Source organism: Arthrobacter pascens, assembly GCF_030816475.1.
Taxonomy (GTDB): domain Bacteria; phylum Actinomycetota; class Actinomycetes; order Actinomycetales; family Micrococcaceae; genus Arthrobacter; species Arthrobacter pascens_B.
In genome coordinates this window covers 3336844-3357892 of the sequence record NZ_JAUSXF010000001.1, presented here as the reverse complement: position 1 = coordinate 3357892, position 21049 = coordinate 3336844, and the positions used below count along the sequence as shown (strand labels likewise).

Here is a 21049-nt window from a genome sequence, read left to right as displayed (position 1 = left end):
ATGCGGTCCCCATGTGAACTGGTCCCTGACCGGTATATTGGGTGCCGCTGAAGCCGCTTCACAGTAGGACGCCCTGGTCCTTGACGCCATTATTGCGACCTACAAGGGGAAAAACCGCATGACCGTAATGACAAGGCGGCTTGGCCGCTCAAACCTGGAAGTCAGCGCTCTTGGCCTCGGCTGCTGGGCCATCGGCGGAGCGATGGCCGCAGGTGACCAACAGCTTGGGTACGCCGGTGTCGACGACGACCTCGCTGTACAGGGCCTGCACCGCGCCGTCGAGCTGGGTATCACCCTGTTTGACACTGCCGACGCCTACGGCGCAGGGCACAGCGAAAGACTCCTGGGCAGGGTGCTGGCTGATCATCCCGACGTCCTGGTGGCCACCAAGTTTGGCAACACCATCGATGAATCCACCCGGCAGCTCACCGGCGTCGACACGTCGCCGTCCTATGTCCGCGAGGCTCTGCAGGCGTCGCTGCGCAGGCTCGGCCGCGACCGCGTCGACCTCTATCAACTGCACACCCCCGACGTCGACGACGCTCGTGCCGCTGAACTCGTCGACACCCTGGAAGACCTGGCCGCAGAAGGGCTTATCGGCTGGTACGGCATCAGCACCGATGACCCGGGCCGGGCCGAGGTCTTTGCTGCCGGCCCCCGCTGCACCGCGGTCCAACTGCAGCTCAACGTTCTGGACGACAACCCCGACATGCTCGACGTGTGCGAGCGTCACGACCTCGCCGGGCTGTGCCGTTCGCCGCTGGCGATGGGGCTGCTTGGAGGCAGATACACCTCGGCCAGCAGGCTCCCCGCTGACGATATCCGCGGCCGGCAACCGGAATGGCTGCGATGGTTCAGCGACGGCAGCCCCTCCCCGGAGTTCCTGGAACGGCTCGATGCCGTCAGGCACATCCTGACTGCGGAAGGCCGGACGCCGGCGCAAGGTGCGCTGGGATGGATCTGGGCACACCACCCTCAGACTGTCCCGCTGCCCGGATTCCGGAACCCGTCACAGGTCGCTGAGAACGTTGCCGCACTCGATTATGGGCCGCTCAGCAAAAGCCAGCACCGTGACATCGAGGCCATCCTGGATCGCCTGCCCGCAGGAGTGTAAAGGACAGCTGAGGGGAGGCTTTAGGGCGTACTTCCAGCATTCGTAGGGGAAGCACCAACCTTCCTTGCCTACCTTCAAAGCATGTCCAGTACAACAACCGAGCCGGGGCGGCTACAGCCCGAAGCGCCAGGGGTCCTTCGTCAGGCGGTTGAAAACCCGGTGGATCGTTTCGCCGCCATCCGGCGTGAACGTGCTCCCGTCGACACGTCCAGCGGGACCGTGGTTCTCGACGTGGCCATACCCGTCTACAACGAGGAAGCCGGACTGGAACCAGCAGTCCGGCGCCTGCATTCCTACCTGAAGGCCAGTTTCCCGCACCCCTTCATGATCACCATCGCGGACAATGCCAGCACTGATTCGAGCCTGGACATTGCCCGTGGCCTGAGCCGGGAACTGGAAGAAGTGCGCTTCACCCACCTGGACCGGAAGGGACGCGGACTGGCGCTCCGGACGGTCTGGCTTGCCTCAGAGGCGGCCGTGGTTGCCTACATGGACGTCGATCTGTCCACAGATCTTGCAGCCCTCCTGCCGCTAGTCGCCCCTCTGCTGTCTGGGCATTCCGATCTGGCCATCGGAACCCGGCTAAACCGGAACTCGCGTGTCATCCGCGGGGCAAAGCGTGAATTTATCTCCCGAAGCTACAACTTGATCCTCCGCGGTTCCCTCGGCGCCCGGTTCTCGGACGCCCAGTGCGGCTTCAAGGCCATCCGCTCGGACATAGCGGACGCCCTCCTGCCCTGCACTGTCGACGACTCGTGGTTTTTCGACACTGAGCTGCTCGTCATCGCCGACCGCGCCGGACTGAGGGTGGCTGAAGTGCCGGTGGACTGGACTGATGACCCGGACTCGTCGGTCGACGTCGTACGCACCTCCATCGATGACCTGAAAGGGATCATGCGGATCGGCCGGGACATGATGAACGGACGCATCCCCGTTGCGGAGCTGCGTAGCGCCCTTGGCCGCAAAGCCCCCGCGCAAAGCGGCGGGGCGCTCCTGGGGCAGCTGGTCCGCTTTGGCGTCATCGGCGCCTTCTCGACCCTCGCCTACCTGGCACTGTTCGTCTTCCTGCGCGGGTTTTCCGGTGCCCAGACCGCGAACTTTATTGCGTTGCTGCTCACGGCGGTTGCGAACACCGCGGCAAACAGGCTTTTCACGTTCGGGGTTTCCGGGCGCTCCGGCGCGGTCAGGCACCAGTTCCAGGGTCTCGTTATTTTCGCCCTGGGCCTGGTAATGACGTCAGGCGTGCTGTTTTGGCTTCACTCCGGACCCGAGCCCTCAAGGGGTGTTGAAGTGGCCGCAGTCGTCGGCGCAAACCTGCTGGCCACACTCCTGAAGTTCATCCTGTTCCGGGCATGGGTTTTCAAACGTCCCGGCCGGAACATTCCCGCGCCGGCCCCGGCACCGGCTACCGCCCCGGCCCAACCTGGCGCCCCCGCTACCAAGTGAGAGACACCATGAGCACCGAATCCGTCATCGACGCCGGCCACGGCCGAGACCGAATTTCCCCCGGCCCCGCCGGAGTGAATGCGCGCGCTTCCCGGCAATCGTCGGCACCCCGTTGGAAGCAGCTGGCCTTTGGCGACCAGCAACCTGCGTGGGTGCGACCGTCGGCAGCGGCCCTGCTCCTCGTCACCGCCCTGACCTATCTCTGGAACCTGACAAACTCGGGCTACGGGAATGCCTTTTATGCGGCGGCCGTGCAGGCAGGGACAAAGAACTGGACGGCGCTGCTGTTCGCGTCCCTGGACCCCTCCAACGCCATCACAGTGGATAAGCCGCCGGCAGCATTCTGGATACCCGCCCTGCTGGGCCGCGTCTTCGGTTTCGGTTCCTTCACCATGCTTCTGCCCGAAGCCTTGATGGGCGTCGCGTCGGTCGGGATGCTCTACCTTGCTGTCCGGAAGGCCGCCGGACCGGCCGCCGGACTCATCGCCGGCGCTGCCCTCGCCGCCACACCGGTGGCGGCACTCATGTTCCGTTTCAACAATCCCGACGCGATGATGGTCTTCTGCCTTATGGTGGCGGCCTGGATGACGGTGACCGCCACCCGGAAAGGCAGTCCCGCGTGGCTTTTCTGGGCGGGCACCTTTGTGGGCATGGCCTTCCTGAGCAAGATGCTGCAGGGATTCATGACTGTCCCGGCCCTCGCACTTGCCTACCTGATCGCGGCTCCTGTTTCTTTCAAGAAGCGGCTCCTGCACCTGCTGGCCGCCGCCGGAGGCATCTCGCTCGTCGCCGGAGCCTATTCGCTGGTGTTCCAGCTGACCCCGGTATCCGACCGGCCGTACATGGCCGGTTCGCAGACAAATTCCTTCTGGGAACTCGCCTTCGGCTATAACGGGCTGAGCCGCATCCTTGGCCGTAACGGCGGAAATGCCGGCGGGCCTGCGGCGCAGGACTTCCCCGACTTTGCCGGGCGCGCCGGGGATTTCCCTGGCGTCGGCGGGGGTGGATTTGCCATGGGCGGCCCTCCCGGCGTGCTGCGCCTGTTCGGGGGCGAGTTCAGTGCCGAAGTGGCCTGGCTGCTGCCCACCGCGTTCGTCCTTCTCGCGGGTGCACTGTGGTTCACGCTCCGGGCGGCCAGGACGGATATGGTCCGCGCGTCCCTGATCCTCTGGGGCACCTGGCTGCTGACCACCGCCGTCGTCTTTTCCTTCATGAGCGGCACCATCCACGCTTACTACACCATTGAACTGGCGCCGGCTGTGGCCGCGGTGATCGGCGTCGCCGGCGTACAGCTCTGGAAGCTCCGGGCCCGGCCGGCAGCCCGGGCTGTCCTCGCGTCCGCTGTCCTGCTCAGCGCGATCTGGTCCTTCGTCCTGCTATCCAGTGTCCCTGACTGGCTGCCCTGGCTTCGCTGGGTGGTTGTGATCCTGGGTGTCCTGGCTGCGGCTTTGCTTGCCGCCGGCCCGGCGCGTACCGGGAAGGCGGGGGCGGCGGTACTGATTTCGGCCCTGCTCTCGGCAGGCCTGGGAACAGGCGCCTGGACGGCGGCGACGGCGGCGGTGGGCCACACGGGTGGTTCGCCTGCGTCAGGGCCGGCCCCCGAAACCAACAACCGGACCATGGGACTTGCGGGCACCAGCCAGAGCGGCGGCTTTCCCCGCGGCGGAGCATCGGGTAGGTTCGCCGGCTCCCGGGATGCGGAAGGCTTCGCAGGGGCCGCGGCCGGGGCCGGGGCAGGTGCAGCGACACCTGCTGGCGTGGGCTTTGGCGAAACCCCGGGCAACCCGGCATTGGATGCGTTACTGCAGAAGACCCAGACGACATGGGCAGCCGCCACCGTCGGGGCCAACAGCGCGGCCGCCCTGGAGCTCGGGTCCAACACATCGGTCATGGCCATCGGCGGTTTCAGCGGCTCGGATCCGTATCCGACACTGGACCAGTTCAAGCAGCTGGTGGACGACGGGCAGATCGCCTACTTCGTTCCCGGCAATGCGTTCGGCGGGTTCGGCGGATTCGGTAATGCCGGCGCCAGCACCGGTGGCCGGGGACGTCCCGGGGGGAACGGAACATCCTCAGCCATCACCCAATGGGTTGAAGCGACGTTCCCTTCCACCCAGGTCGGAGGATCAACGGTCTACCGTCTCCACCCCTAAAGACAACCGACGTCTCAGGGCTTTGCATTCTCTGGAAGGAAATTTCATATGTTCCGCAGCACCCTCCTGGTGACGGCGCTCGTGCTGGCTTTGACGGCCGCTGTCCTGTGCAGCGTGGCAGGCATCCTCCGTGCCAAAACAGTGGCGGGCAAGGCGGATGCGGGCGGTTCTGCCCTGGTGGCGGCCGCTGTGGCGGCCGTGGGACTGGGCTGGGCGCCGTCGGGACAGCTGCCTTTGGCGGCTGTTCTGGGGGCGGTGTTCCTGTGGTTTGTCGGGCGGATGGTATTTCAACTGGCGACGCCGTCGCCCGGATCCGGCGATGGAGCGGCTCCGGCTGTCTACCACGCCGTCCTGGCCGGGTTGGGAGGCTGGGTCCTGTTTGAAGCGGCCCGCAACGCAGGTTCAGGGACGGGTCATCCCGGCCACGAACTCGGTGTCCTGCTCGTAGACCTGCTAGTGGCCATAGTGATGGTGTTCGCGTCGGCCGGATGGTTGCTTGCCACCTTCACCCTGCGCGCGGATTCTGGTCCGAGGCCGGTGCCGGGCCTGACCGCGGCCCGGGAGGCGCTGGTCGCGGCGGGCCTAGCGCTGGCACTCTTCGCTGTGTCCTGACCCATTTGGGCACTATTGAAAAGGCCAGTGCTTTCGGCTGCCGGTGAGCCTAGGATCGGTGGTATGGAAAACGAGCCGCTGGTGCCCAAGACAGAGCAACTGGAAAGCCAGGAGTGCTGGCACCTGTTGCGGCAGGTATCGGTAGGCCGTCTGGCAGTCTGGCATGAGGATGGACCTGACATCTTTCCCGTCAACTACACCACCGATCATGGAACAGTGGTCTTCCGGACCGGTTCGGGCGCCAAGCTTCAGGCGGCGTTGAGTGATTTTCCCGTGGCCATGGAAGCTGACGGCGTCGATCCTGACACCGGCGTTGCCTGGAGCGTTGTTCTTCGGGGCAAGGCGGAGCTCCTGACTCAAAAGGAAGATGTCCTGAGCACCTTCTCCCTACCGCTGTTCCCTTGGGAAGCAGGCAAGAAAGATCATTTCGTACGGGTCGTGCCCGGCCAGATATCAGGACGCCGGTTTACCGTCGCTCCGCCCAATACCTGGTGGACCCCCACCGAAGGCGCTCATCGTTCAGCCTTTGAATGACCCTCAACAACCCGCGCGAACCAAGAATGGCTGACTTCGTGGATCCTTGACGCCCTTTATGCCCCTTGGGCGATATCGCGCCTGGTAAACCACACCAGGCCAGCGGCCCACAGGAGAACAGCAATCGCGGACAGGGCCAGGACCGGCGGCACCGTGAAGGCGTCGGCCGGCAGGCGGGGCGTCGCCGTGAGCGGGGTGTTCCCTGTCACCTCGGGCGGGAGGCTGAACAGCGCCCCGAAAACGCTGATAATGACCATGGTGCTGAAATAGAACCATGACAGGGTGGCGGCCAGTCGCGGGGCGACACCGATGAGCAGAACCACGACACCGGCCGTGACGAGCACGCCGGGCCAATAGGCAATGGCCGCACCCAGGAGCACCCAGACCTGCGAGGCATCGGACTGCGAGGCTCCGTATGCAGCGCCCATCACCAGCCCCCCAATGACCAGCAGCAGCGCGGAGCCGATCACCGGCAGCAGCAGGCGGCCGCCGGTCCATCGAAGCCTGGAGACGCTCCCCGCAAGCTGGGGCTCGGCGAGGCCGGAGGCCTCCTCGGCCCGCACCTGCAGCGCACTCTCGACGACGAATGCGCTGGCGACGATGGCGTTCAGCATCACGAGCAGCCCGATGACGCCGTCCGTGAACGACGAGCCATGGCCAGCGAACATGGCGGCGTACATGGCGTTGGATGCCAGGAGGTCAGCCATTTGTGCGGCCACCGAGCCGTACAGCAGGCCCATGACCACGACGGCGGCGAACCAGCCGACAAGGGAACCCCGCTGAAGCCGGAGAGCCAGGCCCAACGGCATCATCATGGCCGGGCTCGCCTCGGCCGGCCCGGGCCGGTCCGGCAGCACGCCGGATCCGAGGTCGCGCCGGGCTTCGAGCCGCAGGGCAACGGCACAAAGCAGGACGCCGCCCACCACTAACTGAGCCAGCGGCCACCACTGGTTTTCCCCGAACGGGCGCATCTGTTGCGCCCAGCCGATGGGAGACACGAGGGAGATCCAGCCGGGTGTGGTGCCCATGCCTTCCAGGTCGCCGACCGCGCGGATCACAAACGCCGCGCCGATGACCATGCTGGCGAAACCATTCGCGCCGCGGCTGGTCGAGGCGAGCTGACCAACAACGGCGGAAACGCCCAGGAAGAAGAGCCCAAGGCCGGTGAGTGACGCGCCAAGGACCAGGCCGCCGTCGACCGGAAGGCCAAGGGCGACCGCGGCACCTGCAATCGTGATACCGACCAGAACATTGAAGGCGCCGACGACGAGATAGTTCGCCAGGGTGTAGGCGTGCCGGCCGAGCACGCTGGACCGCAGCAATTCAGTGCGTCCTGCTTCCTCGTCGGCGCGGCCGTTCCGTGTCACAAGGAAGACGGTGGCGAAGGCGAGGGTGATGGCGAGCGTCATCCAGATCTTGAGGACCAGGATGCCGCCCAGCGTATCGGCTGCATACGGCGTCCCGGTGAGAGCGGCCACCGCCGGCGTGTTCGCGATCGACGCGTAGGCCTCGCGGTCGGCCTGGGTGGGAAACGCGGCGCGCTGCGACTCGTAGACGAGCGGGATCATGCTCGCCAGCAGCATGGTCCAGACCAGCAGCCGCAGCCAGTTGCGGCGGAGGATGAAGACCACCATGTTCCGCAGGCCCTGCGTAGTTGATTGGGACGCGAGCCGGTGGGTGGAAGCACGCGGCTTCCTGGCCGATGCCGATGGCGAGGACGAGGCTGATGCCGGAGCCGCAGTCATCAGACCGTCACCCCTTCAGCTGCCATCTCCGGGCCGTAATGCCGGAGGAAAATCTCTTCGAGCGACGGCGGCGTCGAGACAAGCGCCCGTGGCCGCCAGCGGGCCAGAGCCGCCAAGACGCCGGCAAGATCCGCGTCGGAAACGGTAAAAGTGCAGCGCTCCCCGTCCCGTGCCAGGTCGTTGACTCCGGGGACGAGGGACAGGTCGGCGGCGGGGTCGTCCAGGGTTACCGAAATGGTGGTGTGCCGCAGGTGGCGAAGCTCGGCAAGGGTCCCGGACTCGACGGTTCTGCCCTTCCGGATGATGGTCACGGTGTCGCAGAGGTTTTCGACCTCGGCAAAGATGTGGCTGGACAACAGCACCGAGCGGCCCTCGGCCTTGACCTCCCGGATGCAGGCCCTGAACGCAGCCTCCATGATCGGGTCGAGCCCCGACGTCGGCTCGTCCAGGATCAGAAGTTCCGCATCCGATGCCAGTGCGGAGACCAGGGCGACCTTTTGCCGGTTCCCCTTCGAGTAGGCGCGCGCCTTCTTCGACGGATCAAGTTCGAAACGCTGCAGAAGCTCATCCCGGCGGGCCCTGCTGGCGCCGCCCCTGAGCTCACCCAGGATGTCGATTGCCTGCCCTCCGGTGAGGTTCGGCCAAAGATTCACGTCCCCGGGGACGTAGGCAATGCGGCGGTGCAGGGCGACGGCGTCGTTCCAGGGATCACCGCCGAGGACCCGCACGGTGCTGGCTTCAGCCCGCAGCATTCCCAGCAGGATCCGGATGGTGGTGGACTTGCCTGATCCGTTGGGTCCAAGGAAGCCGGCGATCTGGCCTGTCCCGACCCTCAGGTCCAGGCCGTCGAGCGCAACCTGGCGCCCGAACGACTTTCGAAGGCCAACAACTTCAATGGCGGGACTTGATGTGGACACGGGAACTCCTCTTGCTGAGAACCGATCAGGATTGGGTTGAAGCAGGGCGGTCCGTCCTGCCGGTGGCGCGCAGATATTCGTCGAAGACACTGCTGTCGGCGAATAGTCCCTGGCTGTACAGCTCCAGCTGCGGCAGCGTCATGTCGGCCATGATCTCGGACATGATGGCGGAAAAATTGTCCATGGTGATGTTCGGGTAGCGGGAGAGTGCCACGATCATGCCGCCGACACCCTGCATCACCAGATAGCGGACGCGGGCCTCCGGATCGTGGCTCGGCTTCAGCAGGCCCGTGTCGATGGCCTTCCGGGTGTATTCCTGGGCATCGGCGATCATGTGCTCGAGGAACGCCCGGCCCCCGCTGCCGCCGTCGCGCACGCTGCGCAGGATGTACAGCAGGAGACCGCCGTATTCGTCGGCCTGAGCCAGCAGTTCCATGAGCTGCCCGGAGGGCATTTCGACGGCGGCGCTCTTGAGCTCGCGGAGCGTAGTCAGGACGGCGGCATCGCATTCCTCCCGAAGCAGGTCCTTTGACCCGAAATGATGCCTGATCAGGCCGGCGCTTACGGCGGCCTGCGAGGCAATGGTGCGCACGGAGACATCGAACCCGTCGATGGCGAAGCACTCGATTGCCGCGTTGCGAAGCCGTGTCCGGGCAGTCAGCTCCAGGTTCTGGCTGCTCAGCGAAGTCATCACTGCTGTACGCATGTATAGGATGCTACTCGAGTGTATAGCTAAGGACAAGAGCGTGTGTAGCCGGGACCTACATAACCGGGTGGCCCGGCAATAGCATGGGGCAATGATGGAGAGATTCCGTGATCCCGGCCGCGTGCACTGGATGGAACTGTTCTTCGACCTCGTCTTTGTCGCGTTCGTGGGGCAGTTGGCCCACGGGATCCACGGCGACCCCGGCCTGGCCCAGTTCGGCACGTTTGTCCTGCTTTTCTTCCCGGCCTGGTGGGCCTGGGTCAACATCGCCTCTGTCGTTAACCTGCTGCCCCGTTTGTCGGCCCGGGCGCTGGGCGTTGCGATGCTGGCGGCCATGGCCGCAAGCAGCGTCATGGCGGCCGCAGCTCCGGGCGCTTTTGGTGAACGGTCGTGGGCCTTTTCGCTTGGCAACGCCGCGATGCGCGCCGTCCTGCTGGTCCTGTGGCTTTACCAGCATGGCCAAAAATCGGCGGATACACCGTGGCGGATCTGGATCTATAACGGCGGAACGGCGCTCCTCTGGCTCGCCGCAGCCTTTTTACCGCTCCACATTGCTGTCATCTTGTGGGCCGTCTCCATCGCCGTCGAGGTCGGCATGGCGGCGCTGGGCGCCCGCCTTTGGCCGGACAGGGGAGTCGGCGGCATCAACATCGAGCATGCGTCTGAACGGCTCGGCCTTTTTGTGATCATCGTTCTTGGCGAATCGATTTTTACCATCGTCAGTGAGGTCTCGGATGAATGGGGCCCGGGCTCCGGCCTGGTCGGGGCACTGGGGTTCCTCGTCGTTGCCCTCCTTGGCTGGGCGTTCTTCCAGTACGGCACCGGTACGATGACGGCGGGGCTGCTGCGGCTCCAGGCCCGGTCAGACTTCGCCGGGATACTGCAGACCACACTGTTCCTGCCGTTTCTCCTGGTCCTGGGAGTGACAGCAATCGCCGGCGCAATCGCGACGGCGATTCCGGAGCCGTATGAGCACCTGCCGCTCGGTTCCGGCATATCGCTCGGCGGGGGTGTGGCCCTGTTCTACGCGACCAACGCGATGATCTCGCTGCGATACGGGCAGCCGGTGCGCACTGTGCTGCCTTGGGCACTGCCGACAGTGGTGATCGCTGCCCTGCTCATACCGGTGAGCGCGCTGGTGCCCGCCGCCGTCGTCCTCGCGTTTGCCGTGATGCTGCTGCTCCTTGTCACTGGCTACGTGGAGCTTCGGAGGCGGCGCCACGCGCGGCGGACGAGCTGGGCGTGACCCTGGCCGGCGTCAGCATCTCCCGCTGAAACCCCACCACCCGGCGCTCACCGTCCAGGATCACGTCGTGCGTATGCACGTCGGTGGTGCTCGACGTCGACACGTGCAGCTTCACGAGTCCGGGCGCCACGATGCGTTCCATCCCCAGCCCGGTGAAGGACGTGCGGTCGGCGTGCACGGTGAACTCCACGGCGGCGGAGGCACCGGCGGCCAGTTCCACCCGGGTGTAGCCGATCAGCTCCCGGACCGGGCGGACCACCTCGCCCACCGGGTCCTCGAGGTACAGCTGCACTACCTCGGCGCCAGCCAGCACGCCCGTGTTGGTGACAGTGCAGCCGATGGTGACGGCGCCCGACGTCGGGATGGAGCGGCTGCTGCAATGATGGTCCGAGAAGCCGAAGGTGGTGTACGAGCCGCCGTGGCCGAAGCCGTACAGGGGTGACGGGTCAAGAGCGCTGACCTCTGAAGGGCCCGCCAGCCTGCTGTGCAGGTAGGTGCCAGGCTGCCCGCCCGGGGTCCGGGGGATGGACACCGGAAGTTTGCCGGATGGATTGACGACGCCGGTGAGCACGTCCCAGAGCGCCTCGGCACCCTCCTCGCCGGGAAAGAACCCCTGAATGATGGCGTCGGCCCGTTCGGCGAAATCCCCGAGCGCGTAGGGCCGGCCGCTGAGGACCACCAGGACGGTACGGGTGCCGGCGCCGGACGCAGCCGCAAGGATCCGGTCCAGCATGGGGTGCTGGTCGCCGGGGAGGCGGAGATCGGCGGCATCGTTGCCCTCGCCGGAGGTTCCGCGGCCGAACAGCCCCGCATTGTCACCCACGACGATCACGCAGGTATCCACCTCGGAAGCAACCCGGCAGGCCTCCAGGACCTGTTCCTCGCTGGCCGCCTCGCAGGTGCCCGTCACCGAACTGTGGACGGTGCCAAACCGCGCCGAAGCGGCCCCGGCGACGGTGGGCACCGAAATGCCCATGGGCACGTCCGGGTGCGACGCTCCGACATGCGCGTCGAAGGAATAGCAGCCCAGCATGGCAAACGGATCCTCGGCCAGCGGGCCCACAATGCCCAGTGAACCCTGACCTCCGGGGAGCAGCGGAAGCGCCGGACCGCCGTCGAACGTCCTGTTGCTCAACAGCACCAGGGACTGCCCCGCCACGAGCCGGGCGAGATCACGGTTCCCAGGCGGATCCAGATCGACCTGGCCGCCGGCCAGGGCAGGCGGGGCAGGCTGGAAGCCGGGGGAGAGGAGCCCGGCTTCCAGCTTCTGCCGCAAGACCCGGCGCAGCGCGGTATCAATGACCGATTCGTCCAGTGCGCCGTCGCGGACGCGCTGGAGCAGCGGCTCGCCGAAGCAGTTCACGGTGGGAAGTTCGACGTCGACCCCCGCCTGCAGTGCCAGCACCGCGGCATCGCCCGCGTCGGCCGCCACGCCGTGGGTGTGGTGGAGGAAGGCCACGCCGAAGTAGTCGGCGACCACAGTTCCGGTGAAGCCCCATTCGTCCCGCAAAAGCGTAGTGAGCAGGGCGGGGTTGGCCGCGGCCGGGACGCCGTCGATGTCGGTGTACGCGTGCATCACCGACCGGGCCCCGCCGTGCCTGATGGCCATCTCGAAAGGCGGCAGCATGACGTCGGCCAGTTCGCGCGGACCCATGGAGACAGGCGCGTGGTTGCGGCCGGCGCGGGAGGCCGAGTAGCCCACAAAGTGCTTAAGCGTGGCTACGATTCCCGCGGACTCCAGGCCCTGGACGTAGGCGGTGGCCACAGTGCCCACCAGATAAGGATCCTCGCCGATGGTCTCCTCCACCCGGCCCCAGCGCAGGTCCCGGACCACATCCAGCACGGGCGCCAGGCCCTGGTGCACGCCCAGTGAACGCATGCCGGCAGCGATCCTTCCGGCCATCATGCGCACCAGGTCAGGGTTGAACGTGGCGCCCCAGGCGAGCGGCACAGGGAATGCTGTGGCTTTCCAGGCGGCGAGGCCGGCCAGGCATTCCTCGTGCACCTGGGCAGGAATGCCGAAGCGGGAGGCTGCCATAATCTGTTCCTGGGCCGCCGCCAGGCGCCGTGCACCCTCCACGGGTTCCAGCGGTGTTGTCCCGTACATCCTGGTAATCTGCCCCAGGCCCCGGGAGATGACCTCATCCCAGGACCGGTCATCGCCGGCCAGCTGGCTTTGCAGCGGCGCAACCGAGTCGCCGTCGGTCGAGGCATTCACCCAGACGCCCACCAGCTGGGCTGCTTTTTCCTCCAGGGTCATCTCCCGCACCAGGCGTTCGACGGCGTCCTGACCGGCATCGCGGGGCAGAACTTCATTCTGGGCAACGCTGCTCACACGCTTCTCCTAGGTTTGGAACACGTTTCTTAGAAAGTATCAGAAAATTTTGTTTACTTTCTAGATTTGAAAACCCTTGACTTTGAACGGATTGGCTTCCTACGGTTGAAGGGCCGGGGCAAGGCTGCCCTCAAGCTGCGGCAGAAACTTCTGGTGCAGTTTGGAAAGTTTCGGAAATATCCGGAGCGCTCCCGATGACTGACTGCAAAGGCGGAGAATTTCAGATGCGGACGTACAAAGTGGCCATTGTGGGAACAGGCGGGATTGCGGCGGTGCATGCTGACAATCTGGCCCGGACCGGCGGCCGGGCGGAGCTGGTGGCCGCCTGCGATGTGGATGAGTCCAGGCTGCAGGCCTTCGGCGACCAGCACAACATTTCGGGCCGCTACCTGGGCCTCACAGAGCTGCTGGCGGAGGCGAAGCCGGACATCGTGCACCTGTGCACCCCGCCGATGCTGCACATTGACCAGGCCATCGAGTGCCTGGAAGCCGGCGCCCACGTCCTCTCCGAGAAGCCGCCGGCCCTGTCCCTGGCCGACTTCGACAGGCTGGAAACGGCGCAGGCAAAAGGCGGAGCGCAGTTCTCCTGCGTCTTTCAGCACCGGTTCGGGGATGCCTCGGCCGCTGCCCGCTCCCTGATCGGCGCCGGCGATTTCGGCCGTCCGCTCGTGGCGCGCTGCGATACCCTCTGGTATCGCCCCGACAGTTACTGGGATGTGCCGTGGCGCGGCACCTGGGCAGCCGAAGGCGGCGGTCCCACCATGGGCCACGGCATCCACCAGTTCGATCTCCTGCTCCATCTGCTGGGACCGTGGGAGGAGGTGACGGCCCTTGCCTCGCGGCAGGCGCGGGCCACCTCCACCGAGGATCTGTCCGTGGCAATTGTGCGCTTCGCCAACGGCGCTGTAGCCACCGTCACCAACTCGCTGCTGTCCCCGCGGGAGACCTCGGACATCCGGGTCGACTGCGAGTTCGCCACCGTGGAGCTCAGCCACCTGTACGGGTACGGCAGCAACGACTGGACCATCACTGCCGCGCCGGGTCATGAGGATCCGGTCCGGAATGCGTGGGAAAGCCAACCGCTGGAACTGGGCAGCGGCCACTCCGCCCAGTTCCTGGCCATGTATGACGCGCTCGACGCCGGACAGCCGCTTCCAGCCGGGGCGGACTCGGCCCGGCAGACGCTGGAGTTCGCTGCCGCCATCTACGCCTCCGCCTTCACGGGCAAAACCGTGCGCCGGGGAGAGATTGTCCCCGGCCACACCTTTTACTCAGGCATGGACGGCGACGGCCTGGGAACCCGGGTCCTGAATTCAACAGCCACTGCCGCCACCGCCGTCGCCTGATCTTTTTCCGGCACCAAACCCCCGATATTTGGAGTTTTCATGACCAGCCCTGTCGCAACCGATTCCGCTGCTACCGATCCCGCCCTGCACCAAGCCGCCGTGCACCAAACCGCCGTGCAACAAACCGCCGTGGAACAAACAGAGCTGAGCTATTCCGACGACGGCACCGCCCTGGTCTTCTCGGCCGGCAGCCAGCAGATTGCCAGGTACACCTACCGGCCCGCGGATGACCAGTATGAGAGCCCGCGGCCGTTCTTCCACCCGCTCACCACCCTGGACGGCGACGAGGTGACCATTTCCCGGCCCTGGGACCATGTGTGGCACAAGGGCCTCTCTTGGGCGCTGCCCAATGTAGGGGAGCACAACTTCTGGGGCGGCGCCACGTACACCCGGGCCACGGGCTACGCCAACCTGGACAACAACGGCGCCATGAAGCATCGGGCGTTCACGGCGATCAATGATTCCGGTGCCGGGATCACGGCGTCGGAAGTCCTGCACTGGTCCGGCCAGGACGGCCGGCCGGTGATAGCCGAGCAGCGCCGTTTCAACGTCCGGCTGCTGGATGTTCCCGGCAGGCCCGCGGCCGGCTGGGTGCTTTTGTTCGAGACGGAGATGCACAACATCTCCGGCGCCGAGATCGGGATCGGCAGCCCCACCACGGAGGGCAGGGACAACGCCGGCTACGGCGGACTGTTCTGGCGCGGACCGCGGTCCTTCACGGGAGGCGAATTCCGCTCCGGGCAGGGCGCCGGCGGGGACGAGCTCATGGGCAGCCGGTCGCCGTGGATCGCCTTCACAGGCCAGCATGATGTGACCTGCCGCTTCTCTTCGATCATGTTCGTGGAGGACGGCGCCAACCCCGGGGCGCCGAATCAGTGGTTCGCCCGCTCATCGATGTTCGCCTGCCTGGGTTCCGCGCCGTTCTTCAGTGAGGTGGTGCCCCTGAGTGAAGGCGCGCCGCTGACGTACCGGTACGCCGTGGTAATCGCGGACGGGAGCCTGGATGAAGGCTTCGCCGGGGCGCTCGCCGGCGCCGCCCGGGCCGCGCTGGACAGCTGGACCTGAACCGTGGGCACCACGTTTCCCGGAGCCACCGCCGTGTCCGAGATCAGCATCTACAACTGGCCGGGCCAGGACGGTGCCGCCGGTGGCGCACCGCATTTGCACACCGCATCCACCGAGGCCTATGTGGTGCTGGCGGGCACCGGCCGGCTGGAGACGCTGGACTCGCGCGGGTTCACGTCCACACTGCTGGCGCCGGGAGCCGTGGTGTGGTTCACCCCCGGCACAGTGCACCGGGCCATCAACGATTCGGGCGACCTGAAGGTCCTGGTGGTCATGCAGAACGCCGGGCTGCCGGAAAACGGCGACGCCGTGATGACCTTCCCGCAGGAGCACCTCGCCGACGCTGAGGCGTACCGCCGCGCGGCGGTGCTTGAACTCCGGGACGCCGACGCCGGACTGGCGGCAGGCGAGGACGCCGCCCGCCGTCGTCGTGATCTGGCACTCGAAGGGTACCTGGCGCTGAAGGAGGCCGTCCTGGCATCCGGCCCCGCCGCCCTGGCAGGTTTCCATGCTGCGGCGGCGCGGCTGGTCAGTTCCAAGGCCGGGAGGTGGGCGGAATTCCTGTCCGAAGGAGCGGAGCAGCAGGCCGAAACCACCCGGAAGCAGTTGCGTTCTCTGGAAGCGGCCGAAAGTTTCTATCTGCAGGATGCGCGGACTATCATGGGAAAACGGAATACCAGCAGGATTTACGGCATGTGCGGCCGGATCCAGGCTTGGGAACTTTCCGAAACCGATTAGCGCTGCGAGGTCACTCCGGCTGGAAGGTGGGTTCCGTGGTGAGCAAACAGGACGTCGGGCGGGCGACGATCAGCGAGATTGCCCGGGAGGCCGGCGTCTCGGTTCCCACCGTTTCCAAAGTGCTGAACGGCCGTGCCCATGTTGCGACGGCCACAAGGGCCCGGGTGGAGGAGATCATCGCCAGGCGGGACTATGCCCGCCGCCCGGCGAAGCGGAGCAAGAAGGCCGGCCTGATCGATCTGGTGTTCCCCGGGCTGGGTTCGGAGTGGGCGCTGGAGATCATCGAAGGCGTGGAGCGCGTGGCGCAGGATGCCGGGTACGGCACGGTAGTGAGCAGCTTGTCCATGGACGGCTCGCGGATCAGGCCCTGGCTGGCGAACCTTGCCGAGCGGAAGTCGGACGGGCTGCTGATGGCGGTCTATGAACTCGACGCCAAGCAGATCCAGCGGATCAAGTCGCTGGGGATCCCGGTGGTGCTCATTGACCCGGTGGGCCAGCCCGGCCCTGATCTGATGACGGTGGGGGCCGCGAACTGGGAGGGCGCCCACGCGGCGACGGAATACCTTCTGCAGCTGGGCCACCGGCGGATCGGCATGATCGGCGGCCGCGAGGACCTGCAGTGCAGCAGTGCCCGCGAGGACGGGTACATTTCCGCGCTGCGCCGCGCCGGGGTCAGGGTGGATCCGGAACTGATGGTTCCGGGCGACTTCTCAACTGAGGCGGGCGAGGCCGGAACCCGGAAATTACTGGAGCTGGCCGAAAGGCCCACCGCGATTTTCACGGGCAACGACGCCCAGGCCCTGGGTGCGTACCGGGCTGCGCGCGCGGCCGGCCTCCGTATTCCGCAGGATTTGTCCATCGTTGGCTTTGACGACATTCCAGCGGCTGAGTGGATCGAGCCCGGGCTGACCACCATCCGCCATCCTGTGGTCCAGATGGCGGAGACCGCGATGCGCGCCCTGCTCCGGCACCTGGACGGGGACGAGGAACTGCCGCAGCGGATCGAGCTCGGGACGGAGCTGGTGGTGCGGGGGTCGACGGCGGCACCGAGCACCCCGCCATTGTGACGTCGGCGGGGCTCCGGCTTAAGGAGCCGGCGTTACGTGCCGTCCTGTCCGGTAGCGGATGACTCCCGCAGACAGTCCGAGGAGCGCTGCCAGAGAACCAAGCATGATGGCTAATCCTGACAAGTACTCAAATATCGTCATTCCAGTTCACCTTCCCTTTCGCTGATGCACCCAAGCTAGCCATCTCTGCTCAGCATCAGCCGAAAACGGGTGAAGTATTTGCTCAAGATTAGGGACTGGTCTATTCCGTTGATGGCGGAGCGAAACGGATTGCCGCCAGATGTTTTCCGGTATGCCGACGATTACACAGTCACGATGAATTTGCCCAGCACGTGGCCCTGTTCGCTTTTCGCGTGCGCGGCCGCGACATTTTCCAACGAAAAGGTTTCCTCGACCGGCAGGCGAAACTTTCCCTGCTCGAATAGCGCAGCCGCTTCGGTGCGTGCTTGCGGCGCACGGTCCGGGCCTATTCCGCCAGTGAGCCGCACGCCATACTCGGCGGCCCGGTTGTCGGCGGTGGTGATAACCCTGTCGGCACTGCCTGTGAGCTCAATGAGCTCCGGCAGGATCCCGGAGCCCACCGCGTCGAGGGCGACATCGACTCCGCTCGGGGCAAGCTCCCGCACCCGGTCAACCAGACCGGGGCCGTACGTCGTCGGGATCGCACCGAGGGAGCGCAAATACTCGTGATGCCCCTCACTGGCCGTGCCGATCACAGTGGCTTCGGCGGCGAGGGCGAATTGGACGGCGGACAGGCCCACACCGCCAGCGGCTCCATTGACAAGGAGGGTCTGACCGGTCTCCAGGGGCAACACGTTCAACGCCCGGCGCGCCGTTTCGGTCGACATCGGATACCCGGCAGCCTCTTCAAAGGAGAGACTCTCCGGCTTCTTCGCCCACTCGGCCAACACCGCGTACTGGGCCGCCGCGCCGGTGGAGGAGGGGTTAATGGGGACGCTGCCGAAGACCTCCTCACCGACTGCAGTTCCCTGCACACCGTCGCCGACCTCGTCCACGATTCCCGATGCATCCAGCCCCACTCCGGCAGGAAAACTCATCGGCATGACGGCTGCCAGTGCCCCGCGTCGAATCTTCCAGTCGAAGCTATTGACGCCTGCCGCACGAACGGCCACACGGATCTGGCCAGGCCCGGCGTGCGGTTCCTCTACGTCGACGAGCTTGAGGACCTCCGGCCCGCCATACTCGGTGAATTGGACAGCTTTCATGGCAGTCTCCCCGTCTGATTTTGCGGCACGGTTGGTTTCCTCATCATGCCAACGACCCTTGTCCCGGGCAATGACCGCCTGAAAGCAGGCCGGCCTACGGGGCAGTTCTCAGTCCTCGACGACGGACATTGGCAGGCCGCCCCCGTGCACGGTAGGGGTGATGCTGTCCAGCTGCCAGCCGTCCCCGGATGCACGGAATGTTGCGGTCTGCGGCAGCGAGTAGGCCGAGGGGGCGATGCTGGGCCCATTCGCCGTCGAGGCCTGGTATTGCTCGGTTAATTCCTTGAACCGGACGCCAGCCTCCGAACCGGTCACCTCCACCGACTCCACCGTTACCGTGGTTGAAAAGGACGTGTACCAGAAGCCCATCGACTTGAATCCGGCCTTCGACCGGGCCACCACTGTGAGGTCCCGCTCGCGCTTGGATCGGTAGGCCGCGGTCATCTGCCCCTCGCCAAGGGCGAACCCGAGCACAGCCGCGACGGCGATCAGGTACACCGGGTACTTCATCGTGCTCCCCTTGCCGCGGATGTCCTCACAGCCTGCCGTGCCGACCCCACCCAGTCAACGGGCGCTCGGTGACGGCCAACTCCTGCATGCCTCGACTACCTCGCTCCGGCGACATAGGCTTGGCGCCGTCGCTGGTCCCGACACCTGCGTGGTCCACGCGCACACGAGGCCGGCTACAACAACTGCCTGACGACGATTTGAAGGAGGCCTGAACACGATGTTCACGAAGAAGGGTGACGCGGCTGTTCTCAGCAAACTCAGCGAAGCCCCCGCAGAGTATCGGGAAATTGGGGAACGCCTGCATCGCATCATCCGGGAGAGCGCGCCCTCGTTAGAACCGATCGTCCGCTGGGGACTCCCGTTCTATGTGAAGGACGGCAAGGACATCTGCTACATCAAACCGGATAAGGACTTCATCGCGTTCGGTTTTGGCGAAGTTGTGAACCCCGCACGTGAGGAAGGCGCCCATATGCACCCGGTCGCTTGGAATATCACCTCGCTGGATGCTGCAACGGAGGCCAAGATTCGCGCGCTCGTCGAGAAAGCCGCTGCCTGACACGGTCCCGTGCCACCCCCTCATCTCAGTGCCGCCGTCACGTCCGGCGTGAATAGAATGGCCCATGGGTTCCGTTGACGATTCCTTGGCCGATCTGCCTGAGCCCGAACGCGGATGCCTGCAGCGCGTCATAGACACTGCCCGGGCCTTGGTGCCGGAGGCTGTGGAGGGGATGAGCTACGGGATGCCTGCCCTGAAGTTAGAGGGCAAGCCCCTCATCGGTGTCGTGGCGGCGGCCAAGCACCTCTCCATCTTTCCGTTTTCCCCTGCGGTGATTGACGCCGTCGCCGGCAGGCTTGAGGGATACTCCCTGTCCAAGGGGACCATCCGTTTCACGCCGGACCACCCTGTCCCGGACGACGTGCTGGAGGACATCGTCCTACTGCGCCGCGCGGAGATCCTGAAGTAGGGCCGGCTTGGTTCACGCTGTCTGATACGTGGCGATCACGACGCCGGTGGTCGTCGTCAGGCTGTTGGTGAGCCGGAGCCCCGACGGCGGCGCCCCGTCAGGGAACAGGCGGCGGCCCGCTCCGAGAATTAGCGGATAGATGAGGAGCACGTACTCGTCGATGAGATTCCGGCGCCTCAGCGACTGGATGAGTTCCCCGCTGCCGAGGATGGCAATGTCCGGCCCGGGCTGGTTCTTCAGTTCGGCCACCGCATCTGCCGCGTCACCGGTGAGGAGGGTGGAGTTCTTCCAGGGCAACGGTTCTGTCAGCGTGTTCGAGGCGACGTATTTCCAGGTGTTGTCCAGGACTTCCGTATAGGGATTGTCTTTTTGCTGCGGCCAGTAGCCTGCGAAATCCTCATAGGTGCGCCTCCCCAACAGGAGGACGCCCGGCCGCGACATTCCTTCCGCCATGGCGCCGGCCATGACGGGATCTGTGTAGGGCACCGCCCAGCCGCCGCGGTCGAAGCCCCCGCGGGTATCCTCGTCGGGCCTGCCGGGGGCCTGCATCACGCCGTCCAGCGAGACATTGTTGGTGACGGATACTTTTCCCATGATCGATTCCTTAGAGCCGTCCGAGCGCTGAGTTTTCATTATCCCGCCCATAGGGGCGCCCGGAGCGGGGTTAATTGCGTGAAAGTCGAAGGGTTCTGAACCGGCCCGTGGACGGTAATTAAACGACTATTTCCGTGGGCACAAATCAGTTCCATAATGGCCACATAAGCTTTCGGGGACCCTCGCGCCGATGATGGCTGGAGGGGCGTTGCAGAGTCCCAGGTGGCCGTCCCGGCATTCGGCGGAACGGGCGGCCACGCGGCCCGGATAAGCACGCTCCGGGACCGAAACCGGGGGAGAGGATCGCCATCCAGCAACAAAAGAATGCACAAAAGGAAATCATCATGCTCAAGGACTTAGAGATCATGGCTGTCCTCCCCGCGAAGGACATCAACAGGGCGAAGGATTTCTATCGGGACAAGCTGGGGTTGGAGCCTTCCGAAACCCCTGAGGACGACAGCCTGATGTACCGCGCAGGCAAGGGGACGAGCTTCCTCGTTTACCAGACAGAGAATGCAGGTTCAGCCAAAAACACTCAGATGGGCTGGGAGACGGACAACATCGAACGCGAGATGGAGGAACTGCGGGGCCGCGGCGTCGTTTTCGAAGAGTACGACTTTCCCGGCCTGAAGACGGAGAACGGCGTTGCCACCAATGACTGGGGGAAAGCCGCCTGGTTCCTGGACAGCGAGGGGAATATTCTCAATATCTCCCAGCGCAGCTAACAACC

General features: G+C 65.5%; 20 protein-coding genes. 13 read left to right on the top strand and 7 right to left on the bottom strand.

Translation table 11 applies throughout. The annotated features are described in order from the left end of the window. Positions 1-118 precede the first annotated feature (118 nt). The 5 genes from QFZ40_RS15350 (at position 119) to QFZ40_RS15330 (ending at position 5859) form a co-directional block, all read left to right on the top strand. Positions 119-1114 (top strand): aldo/keto reductase, encoded by a 996-nt coding sequence (locus QFZ40_RS15350; RefSeq protein WP_306905457.1) that lies wholly within the window; start codon positions 119-121, stop codon positions 1112-1114. Between the two features lie 81 nt (positions 1115-1195). Further along, the gene (locus QFZ40_RS15345; protein WP_306905456.1) at positions 1196-2560 is read left to right on the top strand and encodes a glycosyltransferase; all 1365 of its coding nucleotides are present in this window, start codon (positions 1196-1198) and stop codon (positions 2558-2560) included. Between the two features lie 8 nt (positions 2561-2568). Beyond that, positions 2569-4713, top strand: coding sequence for a glycosyltransferase family 39 protein (locus QFZ40_RS15340; protein WP_306905454.1), 2145 nt, complete (start codon positions 2569-2571; stop codon positions 4711-4713). 48 nt (positions 4714-4761) lie between these two features. Further along, positions 4762-5325 (top strand): hypothetical protein, encoded by a 564-nt coding sequence (locus QFZ40_RS15335; protein ID WP_306905453.1) that lies wholly within the window; start codon positions 4762-4764, stop codon positions 5323-5325. A 63-nt stretch (positions 5326-5388) separates the two neighbouring features. Further along, positions 5389-5859 (top strand): pyridoxamine 5'-phosphate oxidase family protein, encoded by a 471-nt coding sequence (locus QFZ40_RS15330; RefSeq protein WP_306905452.1) that lies wholly within the window; start codon positions 5389-5391, stop codon positions 5857-5859. A gap of 56 nt (positions 5860-5915) precedes the next feature. Here QFZ40_RS15330 and QFZ40_RS15325 read toward each other — a convergent pair whose 3' ends face one another. The 3 genes from QFZ40_RS15325 to QFZ40_RS15315 are packed head-to-tail and all read right to left on the bottom strand — an operon-like array spanning position 5916 to position 9227. Beyond that, positions 5916-7604, bottom strand: coding sequence for an ABC transporter permease (locus tag QFZ40_RS15325; protein ID WP_306905451.1), 1689 nt, complete (start codon positions 7602-7604; stop codon positions 5916-5918). Then, positions 7604-8521 (bottom strand): ABC transporter ATP-binding protein, encoded by a 918-nt coding sequence (locus tag QFZ40_RS15320; RefSeq protein ID WP_306905450.1) that lies wholly within the window; start codon positions 8519-8521, stop codon positions 7604-7606. The genes QFZ40_RS15325 and QFZ40_RS15320 overlap by 1 nt, the downstream gene beginning before the upstream one ends. 25 nt (positions 8522-8546) lie before the next feature. After that, positions 8547-9227, bottom strand: a complete 681-nt coding sequence (locus tag QFZ40_RS15315; RefSeq protein ID WP_306905449.1) for a TetR/AcrR family transcriptional regulator — start codon at positions 9225-9227, stop codon at positions 8547-8549. Positions 9228-9318: 91 nt separating this feature from the next. Between QFZ40_RS15315 and QFZ40_RS15310 the strand changes: the two genes are divergently transcribed. Then, positions 9319-10473 (top strand): low temperature requirement protein A, encoded by a 1155-nt coding sequence (locus QFZ40_RS15310; RefSeq protein ID WP_306905448.1) that lies wholly within the window; start codon positions 9319-9321, stop codon positions 10471-10473. On the opposite strand, the gene QFZ40_RS15305 is transcribed toward QFZ40_RS15310, so the two are convergent. Continuing rightward, a complete protein-coding gene (locus QFZ40_RS15305; RefSeq protein WP_306905446.1) occupies positions 10415-12808 on the bottom strand; it encodes a beta-glucosidase family protein in 2394 nt (797 codons plus the stop codon). The genes QFZ40_RS15310 and QFZ40_RS15305 overlap by 59 nt on opposite strands. Positions 12809-13032: 224 nt before the next feature. On the opposite strand from QFZ40_RS15305, the gene QFZ40_RS15300 reads away from it, so the two are divergent. Genes QFZ40_RS15300 through QFZ40_RS15285 form a run of 4 tightly spaced genes read left to right on the top strand, consistent with a single transcriptional unit; the run spans position 13033 to position 17024 of the window. Then, positions 13033-14154, top strand: coding sequence for a Gfo/Idh/MocA family protein (locus QFZ40_RS15300; protein WP_306905445.1), 1122 nt, complete (start codon positions 13033-13035; stop codon positions 14152-14154). Between the two features lie 39 nt (positions 14155-14193). Next, positions 14194-15219 (top strand): PmoA family protein, encoded by a 1026-nt coding sequence (locus tag QFZ40_RS15295; protein ID WP_306905443.1) that lies wholly within the window; start codon positions 14194-14196, stop codon positions 15217-15219. Positions 15220-15222: 3 nt separating this feature from the next. Further along, positions 15223-15957: a cupin domain-containing protein gene (locus tag QFZ40_RS15290; protein ID WP_306905442.1), complete on the top strand. Its 735-nt coding sequence runs from the start codon at positions 15223-15225 to the stop codon at positions 15955-15957. Positions 15958-15992: 35 nt separating this feature from the next. Then, on the top strand, positions 15993-17024 hold the full coding sequence (locus QFZ40_RS15285) for a LacI family DNA-binding transcriptional regulator (protein ID WP_306905441.1): 1032 nt from the start codon (positions 15993-15995) through the stop codon (positions 17022-17024). A 302-nt stretch (positions 17025-17326) separates the two neighbouring features. Here the strand turns inward: QFZ40_RS15285 and QFZ40_RS15280 are convergent, their stop codons facing one another. Both QFZ40_RS15280 and QFZ40_RS15275 read right to left on the bottom strand, forming a co-directional pair. Then, positions 17327-18250, bottom strand: coding sequence for an NADP-dependent oxidoreductase (locus QFZ40_RS15280; protein WP_306905440.1), 924 nt, complete (start codon positions 18248-18250; stop codon positions 17327-17329). Between the two features lie 108 nt (positions 18251-18358). Further along, positions 18359-18760: a hypothetical protein gene (locus QFZ40_RS15275; protein WP_306905439.1), complete on the bottom strand. Its 402-nt coding sequence runs from the start codon at positions 18758-18760 to the stop codon at positions 18359-18361. A gap of 217 nt (positions 18761-18977) precedes the next feature. Between QFZ40_RS15275 and QFZ40_RS15270 the strand changes: the two genes are divergently transcribed. Both QFZ40_RS15270 and QFZ40_RS15265 read left to right on the top strand, forming a co-directional pair. Continuing rightward, positions 18978-19316: a DUF1801 domain-containing protein gene (locus tag QFZ40_RS15270; RefSeq protein WP_306905438.1), complete on the top strand. Its 339-nt coding sequence runs from the start codon at positions 18978-18980 to the stop codon at positions 19314-19316. Between the two features lie 64 nt (positions 19317-19380). Continuing rightward, on the top strand, positions 19381-19725 hold the full coding sequence (locus QFZ40_RS15265; protein WP_306905436.1) for an iron chaperone: 345 nt from the start codon (positions 19381-19383) through the stop codon (positions 19723-19725). A 12-nt stretch (positions 19726-19737) separates the two neighbouring features. On the opposite strand, the gene QFZ40_RS15260 is transcribed toward QFZ40_RS15265, so the two are convergent. After that, the gene (locus tag QFZ40_RS15260; RefSeq protein WP_306905435.1) at positions 19738-20319 is read right to left on the bottom strand and encodes a dihydrofolate reductase family protein; all 582 of its coding nucleotides are present in this window, start codon (positions 20317-20319) and stop codon (positions 19738-19740) included. 344 nt (positions 20320-20663) lie between these two features. On the opposite strand from QFZ40_RS15260, the gene QFZ40_RS15255 reads away from it, so the two are divergent. Beyond that, positions 20664-21044: a VOC family protein gene (locus tag QFZ40_RS15255; RefSeq protein ID WP_306905434.1), complete on the top strand. Its 381-nt coding sequence runs from the start codon at positions 20664-20666 to the stop codon at positions 21042-21044. Positions 21045-21049: the final 5 nt, after the last annotated feature.

Bases quoted from the DNA above. Each gene is read 5' to 3' on its own strand.
- QFZ40_RS15350 (WP_306905457.1), top strand. From the start codon at position 119: ATGACCGTAATGACAAGGCGGCTTGGCCGCTCAAACCTGGAAGTCAGC.
- QFZ40_RS15345 (WP_306905456.1), top strand. From the start codon at position 1,196: ATGTCCAGTACAACAACCGAGCCGGGGCGGCTACAGCCCGAAGCGCCA.
- QFZ40_RS15340 (WP_306905454.1), top strand. From the start codon at position 2,569: ATGAGCACCGAATCCGTCATCGACGCCGGCCACGGCCGAGACCGAATT.
- QFZ40_RS15335 (WP_306905453.1), top strand. From the start codon at position 4,762: ATGTTCCGCAGCACCCTCCTGGTGACGGCGCTCGTGCTGGCTTTGACG.
- QFZ40_RS15330 (WP_306905452.1), top strand. From the start codon at position 5,389: ATGGAAAACGAGCCGCTGGTGCCCAAGACAGAGCAACTGGAAAGCCAG.
- QFZ40_RS15325 (WP_306905451.1), bottom strand. From the start codon at position 7,604: ATGACTGCGGCTCCGGCATCAGCCTCGTCCTCGCCATCGGCATCGGCC.
- QFZ40_RS15315 (WP_306905449.1), bottom strand. From the start codon at position 9,227: ATGCGTACAGCAGTGATGACTTCGCTGAGCAGCCAGAACCTGGAGCTG.
- QFZ40_RS15310 (WP_306905448.1), top strand. From the start codon at position 9,319: ATGATGGAGAGATTCCGTGATCCCGGCCGCGTGCACTGGATGGAACTG.
- QFZ40_RS15300 (WP_306905445.1), top strand. From the start codon at position 13,033: ATGCGGACGTACAAAGTGGCCATTGTGGGAACAGGCGGGATTGCGGCG.
- QFZ40_RS15295 (WP_306905443.1), top strand. From the start codon at position 14,194: ATGACCAGCCCTGTCGCAACCGATTCCGCTGCTACCGATCCCGCCCTG.
- QFZ40_RS15280 (WP_306905440.1), bottom strand. From the start codon at position 18,250: ATGAAAGCTGTCCAATTCACCGAGTATGGCGGGCCGGAGGTCCTCAAG.
- QFZ40_RS15275 (WP_306905439.1), bottom strand. From the start codon at position 18,760: ATGAAGTACCCGGTGTACCTGATCGCCGTCGCGGCTGTGCTCGGGTTC.
- QFZ40_RS15270 (WP_306905438.1), top strand. From the start codon at position 18,978: ATGTTCACGAAGAAGGGTGACGCGGCTGTTCTCAGCAAACTCAGCGAA.
- QFZ40_RS15265 (WP_306905436.1), top strand. From the start codon at position 19,381: ATGGGTTCCGTTGACGATTCCTTGGCCGATCTGCCTGAGCCCGAACGC.
- QFZ40_RS15260 (WP_306905435.1), bottom strand. From the start codon at position 20,319: ATGGGAAAAGTATCCGTCACCAACAATGTCTCGCTGGACGGCGTGATG.
- QFZ40_RS15255 (WP_306905434.1), top strand. From the start codon at position 20,664: ATGCTCAAGGACTTAGAGATCATGGCTGTCCTCCCCGCGAAGGACATC.